Origin of the sequence: Clostridium sp. DL-VIII, assembly GCF_000230835.1 — a bacterium.
GTDB lineage: Bacteria > Bacillota > Clostridia > Clostridiales > Clostridiaceae > Clostridium.
In genome coordinates, this window is sequence record NZ_CM001240.1 from 2,959,435 (window position 1) to 2,980,685 (window position 21,251).

Below are 21,251 nucleotides of genomic sequence, written 5' to 3' on the forward strand. Positions count from 1 at the left end.
TTGATTTACATTTATAATTCTAATAACAAATTTCAAAAGCAAATTGAATATGTATTTATGAATATCTTTAGTTTCCTTGGACTTAAGTATTCATATGAATTTGATAAAAACAGCAGCTTAAAAAGAGATGACATTCTGATAATTTATGATGAATTGGAGAGTAAGGAGTATTATAAAGATTATGTTCAAAATATTATAACTATAAAGCCAAGTGGTACACTTTTTTCTGAAAGTTATTTGAAGCGAGATTCTATACCAAGTAAAATTAGAAAATATGAATTCAAAAATGGTCGATGTATATGCGATAATATTATTTCAATATTTAATGACAGAAATGAGTTATATATAAAATATAATATAGAAAATAAAAAAATTATAGAGACTAATATAGATATAATTTCAGATATATTTTTTATGTTATCCAGATATGAAGAGGTCGTTAATGAAGAAGTATATGAAAATGAGAAATTTAAAAGATTTTCTGCAAGTGAATCAATTATATTTAAAAACAATTTTCTTCATAGGCCTATTGTTAATGAGCATATAGAATTACTTTGGAGTTTAATTGATAGCTTTAATCTAGGGTATAAGAAAAAAAAATGGTGGGGAATCAAGGAATTTGCGGCCTGTCTAACTCATGATGTGGATATGGTAATGAAATTTAATTCTATAAAAAGTATTGTAAAACCAATATTTAAATTAATGGTAAAAAATATTGATATGAATAAAATTTTTTCTATAGTTGATATATATTTGAGAAATAACTATAGAAAAGATCCTTTTTGGACCTTTGATTATATTATGAATATAGAGAAAAAGTATAGTTTTAAATCTTCATTTTATTTTATGAGCGGAGGAAATTCGAAATTTGATAATTTTTATAGCATTGAAGATGAAAAAGTTTTAAGGTTAATAAATAATATGGAAAAGAATGGTTTTGAAGCTGGCTATCATTGTAGCTTTAATAGTTATAATAATTTTAATGTGATGGAAAGGGAAAAGTCTGCAATTGATAAGATATTAAATAATAAAAGTTATGGCTGCAGACAGCACTTCTTAAGGTTTAGAGCTCCTCTAACTTGGAAACTTCAAGAGAAACTTGGTTTTTTATACGATAGTACTTTAAGTTATGCAGATGCAGAGGGGTTTAGATGCGGTACATGCATTCCATATAAACCTTATGATTTACTAGAAGATAGAGTTCTTAATATCATCGAAATACCATTAATAGTAATGGATGGAAGCTTACAAAATCCAGATTATAGAGCATATAGTCCTAAAGAAGGATTAGGTAAAACTAAAAGTTTAATAGAGGTAGTTAAAAAATATAATGGTGTTTTTACAATTTTATATCATAATTCTTCATTTGATTATTATAATCATATGTGGGATGGGTGGAAGGAGACTTATGAAGAAACAATGAGTTATTTATGTAAGAGTAATTGTTATGGAACCAATGGGCGAGAGATTGTAAAAATGCTTAATATTCGATAATGAGACCACCATTTTTTATCGTGTTTATGTTTAGATAAATACAACAAAAAATGGTGGTATTTATTATTTAGGATATAGCACTACAGAAATTAATTTAAATAATCATTCAAAGATAAATTCATGCATTTTTTCAGCAGTAGAATCTTTGTTAAATACATAATAATAAATTCCATTTATAAGCGTCTCGCTACTATCTTCGTCACATGGAAACCTATCTTGTAATATAGGTTTATTTCTTAAGGAATTTAAATTAATTGCAAGTGAGAGTATTTCGGATTTTTCTAAGTTTGTATGAATCGTAGGAAGAAGTTCATCTAAAAGTGAAGGATATTGAGTTAATGGAATAGATTTTGATTTCTCTAATAATTTATTTAGCACTGTTCTCTGTCTCTCAGTCCTTTTGAAATCTCCTCCTTCTGTATATCGTATTCTACAATAGGCCAGAGCTTGTGTGCCATCTACAAGATGTTCACCAGCAGTTAAAATATTGGGAGAATTAGTATGATTGAATTTATTTGTATTATATATGGCACTATTAATATATTCAAGTTCATCACTTGTTAGATTTAATGTAATTCCACCAATATCATCTATTATATTAGGCAATGATGTAAAATTCACGGTAATGAATTTACTTATATTTAATTTGAAGTTCTCATTAATAGTTTCAAGGGCAAGCTTTGGACCGCCAAAAACATAAGCATGGTTGATTTTGTCTTTATTGTTTTTAGTAGGGATGGTTACATAAGAATCTCTTACTAAAGAGCTTAATTTTAATTCTTTATGCTTGTTATCAATTGTTAAAATCATAATACAATCTGAACGTCCAGCAACTCCTTCAGTTTCATCTATTCCGAACAAAGCTATATTAGTTATGTCAGAACTAGTTTTTTGAACAAAATTTTCTTCATTGCTTGAAGTAGTATCTCCCTGATTAGAAAAAGTTTCATTAATGTCAATATCGGTTTTATTTATTTTGTTTAGATATGTGTTTAATATAATTATAAATCCTATGCTAATAAAGCAAAGTATTAGGATTATGGAAAGAATAAATTTTTTTAAAAACCTTGTTTTATTTCTAGTATACTTATTAATTTTTCTGTTAAGCTTTAAATAGTTAAAATTTTTAAACACAAAATCACACTCCTAAAGTATGGATATAAAATTATATGCTTTAATTTAAATAAAATGCTATTTAACATAAAAATGCTTTAATTGCTGCATATTACCTTCAAATTATCGATGAGTTCGAAGGTGATTTTTGCCTAAATGTAGAATGAAAAATAAAAAAATATAGCCAAAAATTAATATAGGAATTATAATTAATAGGTATACTATTATTGATAATAGATAGACTTAAGGGGGGCACAAAATGAAAAAAGTAAAAATAGCACTACTAGGATTGGGGAATGTTGGTCGTGGTGTTTGGATGATTTTAAATTCTAATAAAGAAGAAATCATGAAAAGATGTGGATACGAAGTAGAAGTAGCAAAAGTCCTTGTAAGAGATAAGAATAAGCAAAGAGGAGTAGATATTCCAGATGAACTTGTGACTACAAATTTCTATGAGATATTAGAAGATGACAGTATCAAGATTGTTGTGGAAGTAATGGGAGGAATTGAGCCGGCAAGAGGTTATATGCTTAAATGTATGGAGAAGAAGAAGCATATAGTAACTGCAAATAAAATGCTGCTTGCAACTGGTGGAGATGAGCTTTTTGAAAAAGCTGATGATGAAGGAATAATGTTCAGTTATGAAGCAAGTGTAGCTGGAGGTATACCAATAATAAAAGGAATAGATGAAAGTTTAACTGCTAACAAAATAGAAACCTTATATGGAATTGTCAATGGCACAACGAATTATATTTTAAGCAAAATGGAGCTTGAAGGCGCTGATTTTGATGATGTTTTAAAAGAAGCACAAGCAAAAGGCTATGCAGAGGCTGATCCAACATCAGATATAGAAGGATACGATGCACAATATAAATTAGCTATACTTGCGTCATTAGCATTTGGATCAAAAATAGATGTAAAAAATGTATATAGAGAAGGAATCACTAAAATTGAAGCTGTTGATATGAAATATGCAAGAGAATTTAAAATGGGAATTAAATTGCTTGCAATTGCAAAAGAAACTGATGGTAAAGTAGAGCTTAGAGTTCATCCAACAATGATTCCTAAGAAGCATCCACTTTCAAATGTTTATGATTCATATAATGCAGTGTTCATACGAGGAAATGCGGTTGGAGACTTAATGTTTTATGGAAGAGGCGCTGGTGATCTTCCAACAGGTAGTGCTGTGGTAAGTGATATTGTTTCTATAGTAAGAAATAATGTTGAAACAGAAAACCCTAATCCTGTAGTAAAGAATAACTTATGGAAAAGAGAAATCCTAGATATGGGTTCTGTAGAGAGTAAGTATTATATTAGGGCTACTGTATTAGATGAATCAGGCGTTCTAGGAGAAATAACAGCAATTCTTGGAAAGAACAATGTAAGTATACGTTCGGTAATTCAAAAAGGTGATGAAGAAGATGGGCAAGTAACAATAGTTTTAGTAACTCATAGGACATTTGAAAATTTAATTAATAATGCTATCACAGAAATAAAAAAATTAAAGTCGGTTAATAAAATAGATAATATAATAAGAATAGAGGATTTTAAATAGAAAAAATATTAAATTCTTATTGTAGTAACAAAAAATGAAATAAAAAGTACCAATTTCTATAATCCATTAAGAAATTGGTACTTTATTTTGTGTCAATTTATGTAATAAATTGAATAAAATAATTTTTGTTGAAAATTAAGTTATATTAAGTTGCAATATGTTATAATTGGAATATAAAGGCACAATATTAATGAAATTGCAATTTTTTGATATGATGGGAAATTGTTTTTAATCAATAGGTAGCTATATTTTTGAAAATCCAATTAAAATATATTGAAATGAGGTCATGGCTAATGGAAAATAAGAGATTTCATTTAAATCAAGCTAACATAGTTATTGTTAATCAGACTCATAGTAACATCAATGAATTAATTAATATTTTGAAAATACATGGATATGATAATGTGAATATGATTTTTGGATATAGATTAGCGATAGAGAATATAGAAAAAGAGATACCTGATTTGATTCTAATTTATATTGATTCACATGATTTGAGTGTATATGAGTTATGCGAAAATATAAAAAAAAATAATAAACTTAAGGAAGTCCCAGTTATCTTTATTAGTGAATATGAGAAGTTAGACAAAAATAAAGTATTTGCTTCAGGGGGAAGTGATTATTTAGTGATTCCATTTAATGAGAGTGAAGTTATTAGACGTATTGGAATATATCTAAGAGTGAAGTTTATGAATAATCAACTGGAAAAGTATGAAAATAAATTAATATATGATGAATTAATTAATCTGAATGAAGAACTAAAAAAGGAAAATGAGAAATTGGAAAGAAATGTTCTAGAAAAGGAGCAACAATTAGAAGATATTACATTGGAATTCAATGTATTGTTAGAAGAAGAAATTAATGAGCGAACAAAAGTAGAAGAAGCTCTAAAAGAAAATGAAAAACAATTTCGTTATTCTATAGAAGGAGCACCAGTTCCGATAATGCTATATGATGAAGAGGGGGGGATTAAGAAAATTAATAAGGCCTGGACGAATATTACAGGGTATACAATTGATGATATGACGGTAATATCAAAATGGATAAATGTATCAGATATATTCAAAACTAATTTATTTTGTACAGATATGGCTGATTTAAAAACTGGAGAAGATAAGGGGAAATTTTTTGTAAAAACTAAAGAGGGAGATATACGCATATGGAATTTTTATTTAGCGTGTATAGGAGAATTTCGGAATGGATACAAGTTGTTTATAATGATTGCTATAGATATAACTGAAAGAACACATATGGATGAACTTGAGAAAAGCGTTAAAGAAGAAAGACAAAAAATATATGAGCTTAAAGAGTATGATAAAATCAGAACGGAATTTTTTTCTAATATATCTCATGAATTAAGAACTCCAATTAATGTAATTTTTTCAGCGTTGCAAATGTTTGAATTGAGTTTAAGAAATTACGAATTAGAAAGTAAAAATGTGAATAAAACAAAATATATTAAAATAATGAAGCAAAACTGTTATCGGATTTTAAGGCTTATAAATAATTTAATAGATATAACTAAAATAGACTCTGGATATTTTGATATTAACAAGCAGAATGTCAATATAGTTAGCATTGTAGAAGATATAACTTTATCTGTTGCAGATTACATTGAAAATAAAGGAATATCTCTTATTTTTGATACGGACACAGAAGAAAAAGTTATTGCTTGTGATCCTGAAAAAATGGAAAGGGTTATTTTGAATCTATTATCAAATGCAGTAAAGTTTACTTCTACCGGTGGAGAAATTACTGTTAACATTGAAGATTGTTTTGAAAATATATGTATTAGGGTAAAGGATACTGGAAGGGGGATTCCAAAGGAGAAATTAAATTCAATTTTTGAGCGCTTTGTTCAGGTAGATAAATCTCTTACAAGAGATCATGAAGGAAGTGGAATAGGTCTTTCACTAGTAAAGTCATTGGTAGAATTGCATGGAGGAACTATTTCAGTAGAAAGTAATGTTAAACAAGGAACTGAATTTACTATAAGAATTCCATGCGAATTAGTGGATGAGCCTGAGAAAGAATCTTTGTTTAACGATTCGGTAAATAAAAGTTATGTTGAAAAAATTAATATAGAATTTTCGGATATATACAATTAATAAGATTTAGCCTAAAGTAATGGAGCTAAAGTATTAATTTTTAATGAGTATAATAAAAATTAAGAGTTAAGATAATAAAGTAAAAAATGATTATACTTTCATTTTTTAAAAGTTTTAAGTAATTGTTGAATGTGCACTAAACATTTGATATCATATTAATATATTTAAGAGCAGAGATGATGAGGTCTCAAAGATTTATTAAGGCCTTATTATCTCGTTTTTTATTTTAAAATAAATAATTTTTTGTACTAAGACTAAGCCCCCAAAAGGATTATTTCAAGTTGCGAAGATGGCTTTGCCATTGTTGTCTTAAGCAGCTATGTAATGTAGTTTCCACATTCAAATGCTATATTATCTAGAAATATTACCTTTTAATAATATATGAACCTCTGTATTTAAATAGCTTCAAAATACAGAGGTTTTTCATATATTTTAAATTTAAGTTTAAGGAATAGGTATTTATATATTAAATTATAATGCTAAAACTTTTATTGTTTTGATCAGAAATTGTTGAGACACTGTATAGGATATAACTGAGACTAGAGCAGATATTGAATTTAACAAGAGTGTAGATAATGCAAGCTCATTTTATGTTTTATTCTTTTGAAATTTAGAAAATTAAGGGAAATAATTGAGAAAAATAGCTAAAGTTTTATGTTGTATTTTAAAAGCGTGTGTGTTATACTTAAGGAGTTCCATGAGGAACAAAATATATAAAAGATTTAATTATATTAAAATTTCTCCTTATGAGAAAATATTAGTTAACTAAGTCTTTGAATTTGGAGGAATTGAAAATGGAAGATAAAACATTAGTATGTAAAGATTGTGGAAAAGAATTTGTATTCACAGTTGGAGAACAAGAATTCTACAAAGAAAAAGGTTTTGAAAATGAACCAGTAAGATGCGCTGATTGTAGAAGAGCTAGAAAGCAACAAAACAACAGAAGATAATTTCTGTTTTAAGATTAAGTCATAAGAGTTTACTCTTATGGCTTTTTTAATTTTATAATCATTTTTTGAAAGAGTGAATATTTTAAAGTAGTATAAATATATAGTGAGTTTCTTATATGAGATATAAGAAAAAAGCTAAGATATTAAGCTATCTAATAATATAATATAAAATTAATATCATTAGGCAGCTTAAGTTTAAGTTAAGAAAAATGGTAATTTAAGATCTATGAAATCAATTAATTGAAACTTAATTTAAGAAAATCTGTGGCTTCGCTTTGAGTAATATTTTTAATTTGAGAGACCTCTTCAACTAAGAATTTATGAGCAGTATTATATAGCTGCTTTTCACTTGTATTTAATGTTTTCTCTTTATTCATGAGTATTAAATCATATACTACTTCAGCGCTATCTTTAAGTGAACCAGATTTGATTTTATCCATATTAATCTTATATCTTTCTTTTGTAGGTACACTTTTTAATTCACAATTATTATTAGTAAGATTAAACAATACATTCTCTAAGGTAGAACTATCACTAATTTTACGTAAATTTGAATTTGATATTCTATCAGTAGGAATCATTATTTCAAGATTGTTTGATAGAATTTTAACTATTGTGTACTCTTTACCCTTACCAGAAAACATTTTATTTTCTATCCTTTCAATTACACCAATACCCTGCATTGGATAAACGACTTTTTCTCCAATTGAAAACAAAATATCCACCTCCTTATATGTAATACTTAAAGTATATCATATAAAAGTATTAAAGTAAAAAATTTTAATATATCATATGATTTTAGAGATGTCAATGATACTTTCAGAAATTAATATGAATTTCTGAAAGTAATGTAAATTATCATGAAATTATGTCAAGATAAATAATTAAGAAAATGTTGCAATGAAAATAGACATATTTTGAATTGATACGATAAAGAAATAAAGAATAATTAAAAGAACTTTAAGAAAAAATCAAAAAAAACATAAATATTTAAATCATATAAGAACTTGATAATAAATAATATGTGATGTAAAATTAAGGAAATAATTACAATAAGAGGGGGAGGGCGTATGATAAGACATAAAAATAGATTTGTTAAAAGTGATAGAAAGATAAATCAAAAAAATAAGAAATTAATGATAGATACAATCTTTTCTTACAATCCTATGTTAATCAAAGGAATTGAGGTATATGAGGATGCCAGTAGAAATTTTACATTTTTAATACTTCTTGGAGTACTATTAATTAATTTTCCATTAGTTTCAGTACCTTGCTGTCTATTATCTATGTTCTTCGTTATAAAAATGCTCAAATTCATAAGATATCGAAGCATAAATAATATAGTAAAAAAATTAGCCAAGGATTTATCTTACAAAGGGATATATGATAAAGATAAAGCCATGGATATGCTTGACGATTTTAAAAATAAATACGGACAAGATGTCTGTGAGTATAGAGAATTACTAAATATGATAAATAAATATGAAGCACTAGTAACTAAGATTGAAAGTGTTTTGCAAAATAAAAATATTAAAGAAAAAAAATCCTCTTATAAAGAAAAAAATATTATAAATGATCAAGAACTGAATAATTTGAGTTATGGAGAAATTCAAGAAAAACGACTTGAAGGAAGAAGAATTGATACTTATAGAGAAGGCGTTGACGAAAAGTTATCTGTTCTGTATAAAAATGATTATGGAGAACTAAAAAGGGTTAATAAAGCTATAGAATTTTTTGAAACAGAAAATAATGAATCTTATAGAAAAGAGAATGCGGTTGTATTAAATAACGTAAATAAAGAAAATAAAAATTTGACAGTATATTTATATAAAAAATCTTCAGATTTGCAAAAAAATGCATTGTGATTATAAAAAAATAAAATGATTGAACTAAAGCTCTTATGTAGATTAATATTATTAAGAATATTAAATTACATAAGAGTTGTCTTTTTTTAGGTTTTATAATAAAATTTAATAGGCATTAGATGAGGATTTACTAAAAGATGAAACAGAAATCCTATATTGTGGTTTAGTTCTAAAGTCGTTAATAATTGATTTTATGAAATCATAAGAGAAATAGATAAATAAAAGCTGGTGGTTAGCGGACAAACTTTTTTTTCTTTGACTTTAATTATTAATTGTTAAGTGAAATATATATTAAGTTATTTTGGAGGAAAATATGCAAGATATAATGATAATAGGTATAGCTGGAGGGAGTGGATCAGGAAAAACTACTTTGGCACAAAACATAAAGGAAGTTTTTAATGAGGAAGTAGTAATTCTTTGTCATGATTATTACTACAAATCAAATGAAGGAATTCCTTTTGAAGAAAGAAAAAAACTTAATTATGATCATCCAGATTCTTTTGATACGGATCTTTTAATAGATCAGTTAAAAGAATTGAAGGAAGGAAAAATAATATATCATCCAGTATATTCATTTGTTGAACATACAAGATTAAATCAAACTGTTGAAGTGAAACCAACAAAAGTTATTATAGTTGAAGGAATATTAATATTTGAAAATAAAGAACTTTGTGATTTAATGGATATTAAAGTATTTGTAGATACAGATGGTGATGTACGAATAATAAGAAGATTGTTAAGAGATGTTAAGGAAAGAGGAAGAGATTTAGATTCAGTAATAAATCAATATTTAAGCACTGTAAAACCTATGCATGAGGAATTTGTGGATCCTAGTAAGAAAAGAGCGGATATAATAATTCCAGAGGGTGGGGAAAATACTGTTGCATTAAGCATGCTTTTAGAGAGAATAAGAAATTTTATAAATGGGGATTAAGTACATATAGACTATAGAATTTTAATATAAGAATTAAGTATGATTAGTATGTTTTATAAATGTAAAATATATAGTAACAATAAATAAATTATTAATTTTAGGAGGAGAATATTATGAAAGCTTACGAACGTTTATTAAAATATGTAAAGGTATATACAACATCGGATGAAAGTTCTGAGACACACCCAACAACAAAAAGGCAATTTGATTTAGCTAACATTCTAGTTGAAGAAATGAAAAAGCTTGGTCTTGAAGAATGCAGAGTTGATGAGCATAGCTATGTGTATGGAGTAATCCCTGCAACAAAAGGTTATGAGAATAAACCAAGTATAGGTTTAATTGCTCATTTAGATACTGCGCCAGCAGCTTGTGGAGAAAATGTAAAGCCACAAATAATTGAAAATTATGATGGTAATGATATTATTTTAAAAGGAAACAATAGTATATTATCACCTAAAAAGTTTCCTCATTTAAAAAGTTTAAAAGGAAGAACTTTAATTACAACAGATGGAACCACACTTTTAGGTGCTGACGATAAAGCTGGTATTGCGGAAATACTAACAGCTTGTGAGACTATTCTAAAAGAAAATATTCCTCATGGGAAAATATGTGTTGGATTTACTCCGGATGAAGAGGTAGGTCTTGGAGCTCATTTATTTGATGTGAAAAACTTTGGCGCAGATTTTGCTTATACAATTGATGGTGGGATAGAAGGTGAAATTTCTTATGAAAACTTCAATGCAGCAGCAGCGACAGTAAATATTCATGGAGTATCAGTTCATCCGGGTTCTGCAAAAAATACAATGATAAATGCAACAAATGTTGGGATTGAATTTAATTCAATGTTACCTGCATGTGAAAGACCAGAACATACAGAAGGATACGAAGGCTTTTATTATTTAGAAAGCTTTAGTGGAAGTACAGACCATGCAACTTTAAAGTACATTTTAAGAGATCATAATAGTGAAAAATTCGAAAATAAAAAATCTACTATGTTATTAGTGGAAAAATTATTAAATGAGAAATATGGTGAAGGAACAGTAAAAGTAAATTTAAAAGATCAATATAAAAACATGCTTGAAAATATAAAACCTTGCATGCATTTAATAGATAATGCAACAGATGCAATGAAAGCTTTAAATATTACACCAGTAATAGAACCAATTCGTGGCGGTACTGATGGAGCAACATTAAGTTATATGGGATTGCCTTGTCCAAATCTTGGGACAGGAGGATTTGCGTATCATGGGGAATTTGAACATATAACAGTTGAAGGTATGGATATTTGTACACAAATTATAATTGAGATTTTAAAGAGATATGCAAAATAATAAATAGTAAGTTAAAATATTATTATCTAAAAGTTAAGCCGCATTATTCAAAACTTGAATTTGCGGCTTAATTTTTAGATTTTATAAGTATCTTTGATGCAAGTTGCATTGGAGAGTAAAGCTTATTTCATAAGATAGGAAGTATCATTTATGAATTTTTTGCTTGTTTCGGAGGTGGTTTTTGTGTATAGCATCTAAGAAAAAATTTGTAATTTCATCATCAATTATATCGCTGAAGTTAGAAGAAGATTCAGTTTGAGTGGCAGCAATATAAGAAGTATGTTTATTTTCCTTGATTTTTTTTAGAGAATCAAAATTTAATATTTTTGAATTAGCCATAGTGATATTTCCGCCTTTCTTTATATATAGTTGCTTTTATCAACTTATCGTATATGCATTCGTTATATCTGTGAAAACAACAATAACTAATATAAAATACAATATTAGTTATTGTTGTTAAATTTATATTTATAATTAATTATATGAAGTGAATTTATTAAATATTACATAATGATTTATAGTTAATATGAGGGTATGGTATAATTTTCTTGTAATTATATAAAATAATAAATAGATTGTTTCTTAACTGTTAATTGGTTAAAGAGGGGAGCTTTGATAAATGAAAAATAATGCAGCACAAAGAGAATTTAAGAAATACAAAAGTCAGATAAATCAAATAGCAGAAATAGTAGAACATTCAAAACCAGGAGCTCTTATAGAACATGAAAGTTCAATAAGAAAAAAGCTAAGAAAGCTTAAGGAATTAGAAAATCAAAGCTTAAAAGATTTTGAAGAAGTCTATGAGAGGTATGAAGAATTATTAGAAGATGTGTCAAAGAAAATGCTTGATAATTATAATAAGAATAATAATACAGAATTCGATTTTTATGAAGTAGTACGTGGAAATTATAATAGTTATTTGAATCAAGGACTAATGACAATACTTACCAAATTACATATACCAAAGCTTGTCGCAAAGGAATTTGAAGAAAATTTTCCGGGGAATCCTAAAGATGAATATCTTAAGGCTAGAGGAATGAAGCGAAAATTTTATATACATCTAGGAGATACTAACACAGGTAAAACTTATAATGCACTACAACGCCTTAAAAAGGCTAAAAAGGGTGTTTATTTATCTCCACTTAGAATTCTAGCTTTAGAAAATTTTGAAAGGCTAAATAAAGAGGGAGTCATTTGTGATTTATTGACAGGGGAAGAAGAAATAGTAAATCTTGGTGCTACGCACACTTCATGTACTATAGAAAAAGTGAATTTAAAAGAGCATTATGACATAGCTGTAATAGATGAAATTCAAATGATTAGTGATCCGTTTCGTGGAATGGCATGGAGTAAGGCGGTATTAGGTCTTAAGTGTGATGAAATACATATATGTGGAGCTGCTAATGCAAGATTTATATTAGAAACTATAATAAAGGACTGTAAGGATGATTACGAAATAAAGGAATATACACGAGCTATACCGTTAGAAATTGAATATAAGAATTTTAGTTACAATGATGCTGTGGAGGGAGATGCTATTGTAGTATTTTCTAAAAAAAGAGTGTTAGAAATAGCTGAGGAATATTCAAGCAGAGGTATTAGAACAAGTGTGATTTATGGAGATTTGCCGCCTGAAGTTAGAAAAATGCAGTATGAGCAGTTTATAAACAAAGAAAATAAAATACTAGTAACTACCGATGCAATTGGAATGGGAGTAAATTTACCAATTAGAAGAATAATATTCATGAGTATAAGAAAATTTGATGGAGAAGAAGTACGGGAATTAACATCTCAGGAAGTAAAGCAGGTTGGAGGACGTGCAGGAAGAATTGGAATTTATGATGTGGGATACATTGCTAGTGTTGGAGGCAATGCGGATGTAATCAAAGCTAAACTTGAAACAGAAGATGAAATTATAAAGCAAGCAGTTATAGGTCCATCAGAAGCCATACTTAAGATTAGAAGTCTACCTTTAAATGAAAAGCTTGCACTTTGGAGCACTAGGGAGGAGAAATTGGATTATTATAAAAAGATGGATATTAGCGAATATCTTATAATCCTAGATAGAGTAAAGAAATATAAGCTTAGGGAAGAGATTCAATGGGACTTATTAAAAGTTCCGTTTGATGTAAGCAGAGATGAATTAATGGATGCATTCTTAAATTATGTAGATGAGCTGTTTATAAATAAGCAGGAAGAATTATTTAAACCAGAATGCTTTAAAGGAAGTTTGGACGATTTGGAAATATACTACCAAAAGGTAAACATGTATTATTCATTTTCTAAGATATTTAATTTGAAGTTTGATGCAAAGTGGGTTTATGATGAAAGAATAAGAATAAGTGAAGATATAAATAATATACTATTAAGAATTTAAAAATTTTAAGAAATATAAATACTGATAAGTATTTTGGATTATAATTATAATAAATTATTTCAAATTAAGAATTATAAACAACTATTGATACTAGAAATCAATATGTTGTTTTTTTATTTATACTAATGAAAATATTTACATTGAATTGATACTTATAAGATGATAGTATAAAGGAAAGAAAAGGAAAACGGGATATAAAATTAGCGACCTAATATATTTTTACAGCTAGTAACAAAATATTGCTAAACTAAGTAATATAAAATTGAAAACTAGTGTATTACATTGGATGAATATAGTGGGATTATTTACTATGTTAATGTGATACGGAGGGAAGTTAATTGGAAAAAGGTATAATAGAAATGGAGGATATCACAAAAAGCTTTTTCATAGGAAAACCTAATCAGTTGGATATTCTAAAAAATATTAATCTCAATGTGAAAAAGGGAGAATTCGTAGCTATTATTGGCGCATCAGGATCTGGAAAGAGTACACTGATGAATATAATAGGAGCTCTTGATAGACAAACTTCAGGAAGATACATTCTGGATGGGATAGATATTAGTCAAATAAGCGACAATAAATTATCTGAAATAAGGAATAAAAAAATAGGATTTGTATTTCAAACCTCAAACTTAATACCTAGGACAGATTCAATGAAAAATGTTGAATTACCAATGCTTTATTATGGATTAGACAGGAAAACAAGAATAGGCAGAGCAAAAGAATTATTAGAACTAGTAGGTATGGAGGATCGATTAAATCATCTTCCAAGCGAATTGTCAGGAGGACAGAAACAAAGAGTTGCAATTGCTAGGGCTCTTGCAAATGATCCAGATATTATACTAGCAGATGAACCAACAGGAGCACTTGATTCTCAAACAGGAAGAATAGTAATGAGTATATTTCATAAGATTCATGAAAAACAAGGAAGGACTATAGTGTTAATTACTCATGATAAAGAATTAGCAGATGAAACACAGAGAATAATAACAATAAAAGATGGAAAAATAATAGTTGAATAAGATAATACCACTAATAACATATACTCTTTAAGTTAAAAATTCATTCTATTATATTAATTATTAGGTGTTATGTTTAGATGTTTTTATGCGTTTTTACATACACCTTATTTTATATAGGGTTCGTTATATAAGCAATTAGTGTATATTTTATTAATAATTATAGAGATTTATAGTAGCATATTAAGGATAATAATTATATCATTAAGTAATAATTGAAAGAAGATTCATAATTAGAGCTAATATTGTTTATATTATTAAATTTTTTATTAAATTTATAATAAGTATTTATAAACATATAAATTTAAGGTATACTTAATTTGTTTGAGTTTTTTTTATGATAATAAGCACTTATACAAAATAATTAAAAAAAGGGGAACGCAAATGAATCAGTTAAATCATGAACTTGGAATAATAGCACTAGAAAGCTGCAAAGAACTAGGTAATGCTATAGACGAGTATATTAGAAAAAGCAGAAATTCTACAGAATCATACTTAATACCAATTGATGAAATTAGATTTTCTAACGGAGAAGGAAAAGTTAAAATTTCAGAAACTGTTAGAGGAAAGGATATTTATATCTTATGTGATGTAGGAAACTACAGCTGTACATATAAAATGTTTGGGATTGAAAACCATAAAGGGCCTGACGAGCATTTTCAAGATATAAAGAGAACTGTTGCCGCAATTAGAGGAAAAGCAGCAAGAATAAGTGTAATAATGCCGCTGCTATATGAATCAAGACAACATAGACGTAAAGGAAGAGAATCTCTAGATTGTGCGTTAGCACTTCAAGAACTTGAAAGATTAGGTGTTGAGGAAATCATTACTTTTGATGTTCACGATCCTAATATTCAAAATGCTGTTCCATTATTGTCTTTTGAAAATATATATCCAACTTATGACATAGTAAAAGGAATACTATCTAATGAAGAGTCATTAGAATTAGATAAAGAAAAATTACTTGTAATAAGTCCAGATACTGGAGCAATGGATAGAGCTATTTATTACTCAAGTGCACTAGGTGTTGATGTTGGTTTATTCTACAAGAGAAGAGATCATTCTACAATAGTTAATGGTAAGAATCCAATCGTTCAACATGAGTATATGGGAAGAGATGTTGAAGGGAAAGATGTATTAATTGTTGATGATATGATAGCATCTGGAGAATCAGTTCTTGATATCGCTAAAGAATTAAAGAAGAGAAATGTTAGAAATATATTTGTAGCAGCAACTTTTGCCTTTTTTACAGAAGGATTTGAAAAGTTCAATGAAGCTCATAAAGAAGGATTAATATCAAGAATATATTCTACTAATTTAACATATATACCACAAGATTTAACAGATGTTGAATGGTATAAAACTGTAGATATGTCTGAACTTACAGCTAGAATAATAAATAGATTGAATTATGATAAATCTATTGCAAAATATATGGATGCAACAAGGGTAATACATACTCTATTAAATAAATAGAGTGAATCTAAATAAGAAAATAAAAATTACATAGTTATAGACCATCAAATTTAATTTTTTGTTAAAAAACAACAAGAGTGAAAGAAAAACTCTTGTTGTTTTTTTGTAAATTGATAAATGAAAAACGGTTAACACCTTAACTGGATAATTGTATATGTAAGATATTTGATTATAAGGGCTTGATTTATTTAAAGAGGAACGGTAATCATAATCTTAATATTTTTTTAATATATATAGTTAAGATAAATAAATGATATTCAATGGAACAGGTGCTAAAGGAGGATAAGATGAAGAAGAATTATAAAATTGCGGTTGTCGCAACTTTACTATTTTTTATTACGTCAATAATTAATACTTTACCAGCACTAGCGGAACCAAAAGAATTATCAACTGAACAAGCAATACAAAATATACAGGAATGTGACAATAAAATTGAATACAATATGAATAAATTAACTGAATTAAAAGAGCAAATTATTGAAAAAGAGAATGATATAAAAGATAATGAAAAGGAAGTTGAAGCTGCGCAGAAAAAGGTTGATGAAAGAGATGATAAATTGGCAGAGAGATTAAGAGGAATTCAGTTAAACGGAGGACTTGAAGTTACATCTATGCAATATTTAGATGCAGTATTTTCTTCTGGGAACATATTAGATGCTTTGAAGAAGTTTTCATTAGTATCTCAAATTTGTGATAGTGATAAAAAGCTTATATCAGAAGCAAAAGAATCTCAAAAAAGACTAATGGATATACAGGCTGGTATAGAGAAAGAGCATGAGGAGCTACAAAAAAATGAGGAGGATGTAGGAAAACAAATTAAAGAATTAGAAGATCAAAAATTAAACCTTTTAAAATATGTTCATGATAATAATGGAGTGCTAAATTATGATATGAGTATTACTATACCAGTAACTCTATCAGATGATATTACAGGTGAAGCTAGAGCGTTAATAGAGGAAGCTGAAAAAAACTTAAAAGTTCCATATTTATGGGGAGGAGATTCACCAAAGGGATTTGACTGCTCTGGGCTTATGCAGTATGTTTTTAAATCACAAGGAATAAATATGCCGAGAATGTCACAAGAACAACAAAGCTTTGTAAAAACTATTAGTATCAATGAAATTAAGCCAGGTGACTTAGTTTTTAATAAGCCATCAGAGTCAACACACGTAGGAATGTATATTGGAGACGGAATGTATATACAGGCACCGCATACAGGAGATGTTGTTAAAATCTCTGGGCTTTTAAACTCAAATATGAAGTACGCAGGAAGAGTGTTAAATTAGATTTTATTACATCAGAATAATTTTAGAGAAGACAGTATAAATCATTACAGATAAGCTTATAGGAATATTAAAAAGTATTCTATTAATGCACCTTTAAGGGATAGAGATATAAATGTTTAGATTGGATATGTATTATTTATCAAGAAGCATGTTAATAATAAGTAAACTATTTCATGATTTGATTTAAAGGAAGATTAATACACTCAAAAGTTATGCTACTACAATAATGAAAAAATAAACTAAGCGGGACTAGGATAATGGAGATGATTATTTATTCTGCATCATATGTAAAAAGCAAATAATTAGAATGAGTATGCATAGGTATTGCATTAAAGAATATAATAAGCACAGAGGTATGTCAAATGCACATATACACATTGTGACATACATTTGCTAAAAGTGAATAATAATAATATTATTTTAGCGTAAGGAAATAGGACAAGTGTCCTTCAATATAAATTAGAAATATTTGAATTTCTTAGTTTTAGACCTCGACAATGAAGTTGATAGATATGATATTTTAGATAAATTCAATATTGATATGATATAAATTAATAAAATCAGATTAGTATTTGAGCAGGAAAAATATTAAAATTAGTTTAACAATTAGGGTTCTATTTTGTAGTATTGTAAAAATACTACAAAATAGAACCCTAATTTAGAAATTTCATTAGTCACAGGATAAAAATATTTACCTGGCCTTAAATTATATATAATTAATTCTTGCTCTTAAGTTAATTATCGGTTTTACATATTATAAAAAAGTTCTTTGAGAAGCCTTTAGCTTTAGATCAGTAATATCTCTAAAGTAATATCTGTCATTATAAGATTTAAAAGTGTCAGAAGCATCATCATATACATAGCTTGTAGGAGCAAAAAGAAAGTTTAAAAATGATCTACATCTATTGACAAAATGCTTTGAGATATTTAATAAATTTTTTGAAACTAAGTCATGAATAATATTTTTATTAAAATTATAATTAATTAAATCTAATTTTGAAGTTTTATGAGTTCTATAGTTCATAACGATCCCTCCAAATAAAATTTATTTAATAATGCTATTCTTTGTATATTAATAATATAAATCATTTAAACTAAAATTACACTAAGGTAAAAATGATAGTTTGTCAAAAAAAGACACATAGATCTTAAGTTAATTATGAAAATATGTTTGCTTTTGCATTTGTAATAAAGAAGGCTTCCTAAAGTTAAATTATTTATAAAAATAGCAGAATTTTCGGAAAATTATGTGTATAATAATCAATAAAGAAAACAGTAAGGAGAGGTAAGGATGAATATTTTATTTATGAAGGTTACTTTAAGAGCAGAATGGGTACATTCATTAAAAGAAAAAAGGATGATTATAAGGAGCATAACTCAAAAATTAAAAAATAAGTTTAATATATCAGTATGTGAGGCAGATGCACAGGATATACATAAGATTATAGTTATTGGAATTGCAGGCATATATGCCAATATAGCGCAATCAGATTCTATTATGGAAAATATTTTGAGATTTATAGAGAGTAGTACAGACGCGGAATTAATTGATATTCAAAATGAGAACATAAGAACAAACTAAACTCAGAGCATATATTACTGCTATCTGAATTTAGTAAAACACTACAAAAGTCTGTCATTAAGTTTTCTATTATCATAAGTAAATACATATTTAAAACCTAAGTTTTTTATGAGATCATATGTATAATTTATTTTATCACCAACTCTATTTGAAGTATGAGCGTCAGAGCCTACTGTTAAAATTTCGCCTTTGAGATCTTTGTACATTTGTAATATCTCAAGTTTAGGAAAAAGCAAATTATTACATAAGCCGGAAGTATTCACTTCTATTCCTTTTCCTCTTGAAACTATTGCTTTTAAAATAGAATAGATGTAGTCCTTATAATCGTTTAGGTTGTAAACACCGCCTTCTTTAAAAGCATAACGCTGAATGACATCAAGATGTCCTAACACATCGAAATCTCCAACCTGTACAAATTTTAAGACTTCTTTAAAATAAGTCTCATAAGAATAATTGAGACCATTTTCTAAAATATTTACTCTCAAACTTTCTCCGTTAAGATTATGTATTGAGCCTATTATAAAATCTAAATTATGTTCTTTGAAAAAATTATCAAACTCTTTTTTATAAAGATGATATTCTCCAATTTCTAATCCATTTTTTATCTTAATTTTTTTAAAATATTTACTTGAAAGCTTTTTTATTTCATCTTCATAGTCTGCAAAATTAAAAAAATTATAACTTTTATCCTTAGGGTCAAAACTGATATGCTCTGTAAGACATATTTCGCTTAGATTCATTGAGATAGCTTTAATTATAATTTCTTCAATAGTCTGACTAGAATCAAAAGAATATTTTGAATGTAAATGATAGTCACTTAAGTATCTCATTTTTTTATTTATAACTCCTCTGGTGTATTTATAGTTGTGGAGAAAGTAATCTAATAAACAACAGAAATTAGATTAAAAATGTTAATATTTTTTCCACAACTATTAATTCTATTTATTGATTTCTGGATTAATTAAACTTGCTCGGCAATGTAATAAAGTAACTGTTCAGTAGCCTCCCAACCTAAGCATGGGTCTGTAATTGATTTACCATAAATATGTTCATCAATTTTTTGGGAACCTTCTTCTATGTAGCTTTCAATCATGACACCTTTAACTAGTTTCTTAATATCGTTGTTGTAATTTCTACTATAAAGAATTTCTTTTACTATACGAGGTTGCTCTGCAAACTTCTTCATAGAATTAGCGTGATTTGAATCTACAATTACTGCTGGGTAAGGAAAATCGTACTCACCATATAATTCTGCAACTCTCATTAAATCTTCATAATGGTAATTTGGAATATTGTTTCCATGTTTATTTACGGAACCACGCATAATTGCATGTGCATATGGATTTCCAGTTGTGTTTACTTCATTGTGCCTGTATAAGAAATTATGCTTAGCATGTGCTGCTTGAATGGAATTAAACATTACTGATATATCACCGCTCGTTGGATTCTTCATACCAACAGGAACATCAATTCCACTAGCAGTCAGTCTATGTTGCTGATTTTCAACACTTCGCGCCCCAACAGCTACATATGTTAATAAATCATCACAGTACATGTAATTCGAAGGATAAAGCATTTCATCAGCAGGAGTAAGATGTGATTCCTCTATTGCACGAATGAACATCTTTCTGATAGAAATTAACCCTTCAAGAATATTAGGTGATTTTTCCGGATCAGGTTGATGAAACATTCCTTTATATCCTTCACCTGTAGTCCTAGGTTTATTTGTGTAAATTCTGGGTACGATAAATAATTTATCTTTTACCTTTTCATTTACCTTGGCAAGTCTGCTTACATAATCACAAACTGAATTTTCATCATCTGCTGAGCAAGGCCCAATGATAACAATGAATTTATCACTATGTCCAGCAAATATTTTTTTGATTTCTTCATCTCTTTCAGTTTTAATTTTCATTAAATCAGCGTTTAGAGGTGTAATAGCTTTTATTTCCTCTGGAGATGGTATTTTCCTTACATTAATAAAACTCATTATAATGCCCCCTTGATAATTTTTTTACTCAAGTTAGAAAGTTACGGTTAAGTATATAGAATAAGTATATTGTTTTTCTACTATATAAAAGAAAAAACATATGTAAAAATCAAATTTGAGTACTTATATAACTATATAATTATTAAAAAATCTAGTCAAGTTAGTATGGAT

General features: G+C 27.5%; 18 protein-coding genes. 12 read left to right on the forward strand and 6 right to left on the reverse strand.

Annotated features, from left to right (window positions below; genetic code table 11):
* Positions 1 to 1,494, forward strand: a complete 1,494-nt coding sequence (locus CDLVIII_RS13540) for a polysaccharide deacetylase family protein (protein ID WP_009170003.1) — start codon at positions 1 to 3, stop codon at positions 1,492 to 1,494.
* Between the two features lie 102 nt (positions 1,495 to 1,596).
* On the opposite strand, the gene CDLVIII_RS13545 is transcribed toward CDLVIII_RS13540, so the two are convergent.
* On the reverse strand, positions 1,597 to 2,628 hold the full coding sequence (locus tag CDLVIII_RS13545; protein ID WP_009170004.1) for an LCP family protein: 1,032 nt from the start codon (positions 2,626 to 2,628) through the stop codon (positions 1,597 to 1,599).
* A 238-nt stretch (positions 2,629 to 2,866) separates the two neighbouring features.
* Between CDLVIII_RS13545 and CDLVIII_RS13550 the strand changes: the two genes are divergently transcribed.
* The 3 genes from CDLVIII_RS13550 (at position 2,867) to CDLVIII_RS13560 (ending at position 7,220) form a co-directional block, all read left to right on the forward strand.
* The gene (locus tag CDLVIII_RS13550) at positions 2,867 to 4,162 is read left to right on the forward strand and encodes a homoserine dehydrogenase (protein ID WP_009170005.1); all 1,296 of its coding nucleotides are present in this window, start codon (positions 2,867 to 2,869) and stop codon (positions 4,160 to 4,162) included.
* A 293-nt stretch (positions 4,163 to 4,455) separates the two neighbouring features.
* Positions 4,456 to 6,270: an ATP-binding protein gene (locus CDLVIII_RS13555; protein WP_009170006.1), complete on the forward strand. Its 1,815-nt coding sequence runs from the start codon at positions 4,456 to 4,458 to the stop codon at positions 6,268 to 6,270.
* Positions 6,271 to 7,064: 794 nt separating this feature from the next.
* Positions 7,065 to 7,220, forward strand: coding sequence for a zinc-ribbon domain-containing protein (locus CDLVIII_RS13560; RefSeq protein ID WP_008420855.1), 156 nt, complete (start codon positions 7,065 to 7,067; stop codon positions 7,218 to 7,220).
* A 236-nt stretch (positions 7,221 to 7,456) separates the two neighbouring features.
* Here the strand turns inward: CDLVIII_RS13560 and CDLVIII_RS13565 are convergent, their stop codons facing one another.
* On the reverse strand, positions 7,457 to 7,936 hold the full coding sequence (locus CDLVIII_RS13565; protein ID WP_009170007.1) for a CarD family transcriptional regulator: 480 nt from the start codon (positions 7,934 to 7,936) through the stop codon (positions 7,457 to 7,459).
* Between the two features lie 354 nt (positions 7,937 to 8,290).
* Between CDLVIII_RS13565 and CDLVIII_RS13570 the strand changes: the two genes are divergently transcribed.
* The 3 genes from CDLVIII_RS13570 (at position 8,291) to pepT (ending at position 11,350) form a co-directional block, all read left to right on the forward strand.
* Positions 8,291 to 9,085: a hypothetical protein gene (locus tag CDLVIII_RS13570; protein ID WP_009170008.1), complete on the forward strand. Its 795-nt coding sequence runs from the start codon at positions 8,291 to 8,293 to the stop codon at positions 9,083 to 9,085.
* 313 nt (positions 9,086 to 9,398) lie between these two features.
* Positions 9,399 to 10,019, forward strand: coding sequence for a uridine kinase (gene udk / locus CDLVIII_RS13575; RefSeq protein WP_009170009.1), 621 nt, complete (start codon positions 9,399 to 9,401; stop codon positions 10,017 to 10,019).
* 113 nt (positions 10,020 to 10,132) lie between these two features.
* Positions 10,133 to 11,350, forward strand: coding sequence for a peptidase T (gene pepT / locus CDLVIII_RS13580; protein ID WP_009170010.1), 1,218 nt, complete (start codon positions 10,133 to 10,135; stop codon positions 11,348 to 11,350).
* A gap of 144 nt (positions 11,351 to 11,494) precedes the next feature.
* Here the strand turns inward: pepT and CDLVIII_RS13585 are convergent, their stop codons facing one another.
* A complete protein-coding gene (locus CDLVIII_RS13585; protein WP_009170011.1) occupies positions 11,495 to 11,689 on the reverse strand; it encodes a hypothetical protein in 195 nt (64 codons plus the stop codon).
* A 280-nt stretch (positions 11,690 to 11,969) separates the two neighbouring features.
* Between CDLVIII_RS13585 and CDLVIII_RS13590 the strand changes: the two genes are divergently transcribed.
* From CDLVIII_RS13590 to CDLVIII_RS13605, 4 genes are all read left to right on the forward strand, one after another.
* The gene (locus CDLVIII_RS13590) at positions 11,970 to 13,727 is read left to right on the forward strand and encodes a helicase-related protein (RefSeq protein WP_009170012.1); all 1,758 of its coding nucleotides are present in this window, start codon (positions 11,970 to 11,972) and stop codon (positions 13,725 to 13,727) included.
* 338 nt (positions 13,728 to 14,065) lie between these two features.
* Positions 14,066 to 14,749 carry an ABC transporter ATP-binding protein gene (locus CDLVIII_RS13595; protein WP_009170013.1) on the forward strand — a complete coding sequence of 228 codons (684 nt, stop codon included), beginning with the start codon at positions 14,066 to 14,068 and terminating at the stop codon, positions 14,747 to 14,749.
* 381 nt (positions 14,750 to 15,130) lie between these two features.
* A complete protein-coding gene (locus tag CDLVIII_RS13600; protein ID WP_009170014.1) occupies positions 15,131 to 16,222 on the forward strand; it encodes a ribose-phosphate pyrophosphokinase in 1,092 nt (363 codons plus the stop codon).
* Positions 16,223 to 16,509: 287 nt separating this feature from the next.
* Positions 16,510 to 17,508 (forward strand): C40 family peptidase, encoded by a 999-nt coding sequence (locus CDLVIII_RS13605; protein ID WP_009170015.1) that lies wholly within the window; start codon positions 16,510 to 16,512, stop codon positions 17,506 to 17,508.
* 754 nt (positions 17,509 to 18,262) lie between these two features.
* Here the strand turns inward: CDLVIII_RS13605 and CDLVIII_RS13610 are convergent.
* Positions 18,263 to 18,532, reverse strand: coding sequence for a hypothetical protein (locus tag CDLVIII_RS13610; RefSeq protein ID WP_009170016.1), 270 nt, complete (start codon positions 18,530 to 18,532; stop codon positions 18,263 to 18,265).
* 267 nt (positions 18,533 to 18,799) lie between these two features.
* On the opposite strand from CDLVIII_RS13610, the gene CDLVIII_RS13615 reads away from it, so the two are divergent.
* Positions 18,800 to 19,090, forward strand: coding sequence for a DUF503 domain-containing protein (locus CDLVIII_RS13615; protein WP_009170017.1), 291 nt, complete (start codon positions 18,800 to 18,802; stop codon positions 19,088 to 19,090).
* Between the two features lie 41 nt (positions 19,091 to 19,131).
* On the opposite strand, the gene CDLVIII_RS13620 is transcribed toward CDLVIII_RS13615, so the two are convergent.
* Positions 19,132 to 19,920 (reverse strand): histidinol-phosphatase HisJ family protein, encoded by a 789-nt coding sequence (locus CDLVIII_RS13620; RefSeq protein ID WP_009170018.1) that lies wholly within the window; start codon positions 19,918 to 19,920, stop codon positions 19,132 to 19,134.
* 131 nt (positions 19,921 to 20,051) lie between these two features.
* Positions 20,052 to 21,080, reverse strand: coding sequence for a 3-deoxy-7-phosphoheptulonate synthase (locus CDLVIII_RS13625; protein ID WP_009170019.1), 1,029 nt, complete (start codon positions 21,078 to 21,080; stop codon positions 20,052 to 20,054).
* Positions 21,081 to 21,251: the final 171 nt, after the last annotated feature.

Excerpts from the sequence above, each read along its gene's own strand:
- CDLVIII_RS13600 (WP_009170014.1), top strand. The coding sequence starts at position 15,131 with ATGAATCAGTTAAATCATGAACTTGGAATAATAGCACTAGAAAGCTGC.
- CDLVIII_RS13585 (WP_009170011.1), bottom strand. The coding sequence starts at position 11,689 with ATGGCTAATTCAAAAATATTAAATTTTGATTCTCTAAAAAAAATCAAG.
- CDLVIII_RS13555 (WP_009170006.1), top strand. The coding sequence starts at position 4,456 with ATGGAAAATAAGAGATTTCATTTAAATCAAGCTAACATAGTTATTGTT.
- CDLVIII_RS13560 (WP_008420855.1), top strand. The coding sequence starts at position 7,065 with ATGGAAGATAAAACATTAGTATGTAAAGATTGTGGAAAAGAATTTGTA.
- CDLVIII_RS13605 (WP_009170015.1), top strand. The coding sequence starts at position 16,510 with ATGAAGAAGAATTATAAAATTGCGGTTGTCGCAACTTTACTATTTTTT.
- CDLVIII_RS13620 (WP_009170018.1), bottom strand. The coding sequence starts at position 19,920 with ATGAGATACTTAAGTGACTATCATTTACATTCAAAATATTCTTTTGAT.
- CDLVIII_RS13570 (WP_009170008.1), top strand. The coding sequence starts at position 8,291 with ATGATAAGACATAAAAATAGATTTGTTAAAAGTGATAGAAAGATAAAT.
- CDLVIII_RS13610 (WP_009170016.1), bottom strand. The coding sequence starts at position 18,532 with ATGAACTATAGAACTCATAAAACTTCAAAATTAGATTTAATTAATTAT.
- udk (WP_009170009.1), top strand. The coding sequence starts at position 9,399 with ATGCAAGATATAATGATAATAGGTATAGCTGGAGGGAGTGGATCAGGA.
- CDLVIII_RS13625 (WP_009170019.1), bottom strand. The coding sequence starts at position 21,080 with ATGAGTTTTATTAATGTAAGGAAAATACCATCTCCAGAGGAAATAAAA.
- pepT (WP_009170010.1), top strand. The coding sequence starts at position 10,133 with ATGAAAGCTTACGAACGTTTATTAAAATATGTAAAGGTATATACAACA.
- CDLVIII_RS13590 (WP_009170012.1), top strand. The coding sequence starts at position 11,970 with ATGAAAAATAATGCAGCACAAAGAGAATTTAAGAAATACAAAAGTCAG.
- CDLVIII_RS13615 (WP_009170017.1), top strand. The coding sequence starts at position 18,800 with ATGAATATTTTATTTATGAAGGTTACTTTAAGAGCAGAATGGGTACAT.
- CDLVIII_RS13550 (WP_009170005.1), top strand. The coding sequence starts at position 2,867 with ATGAAAAAAGTAAAAATAGCACTACTAGGATTGGGGAATGTTGGTCGT.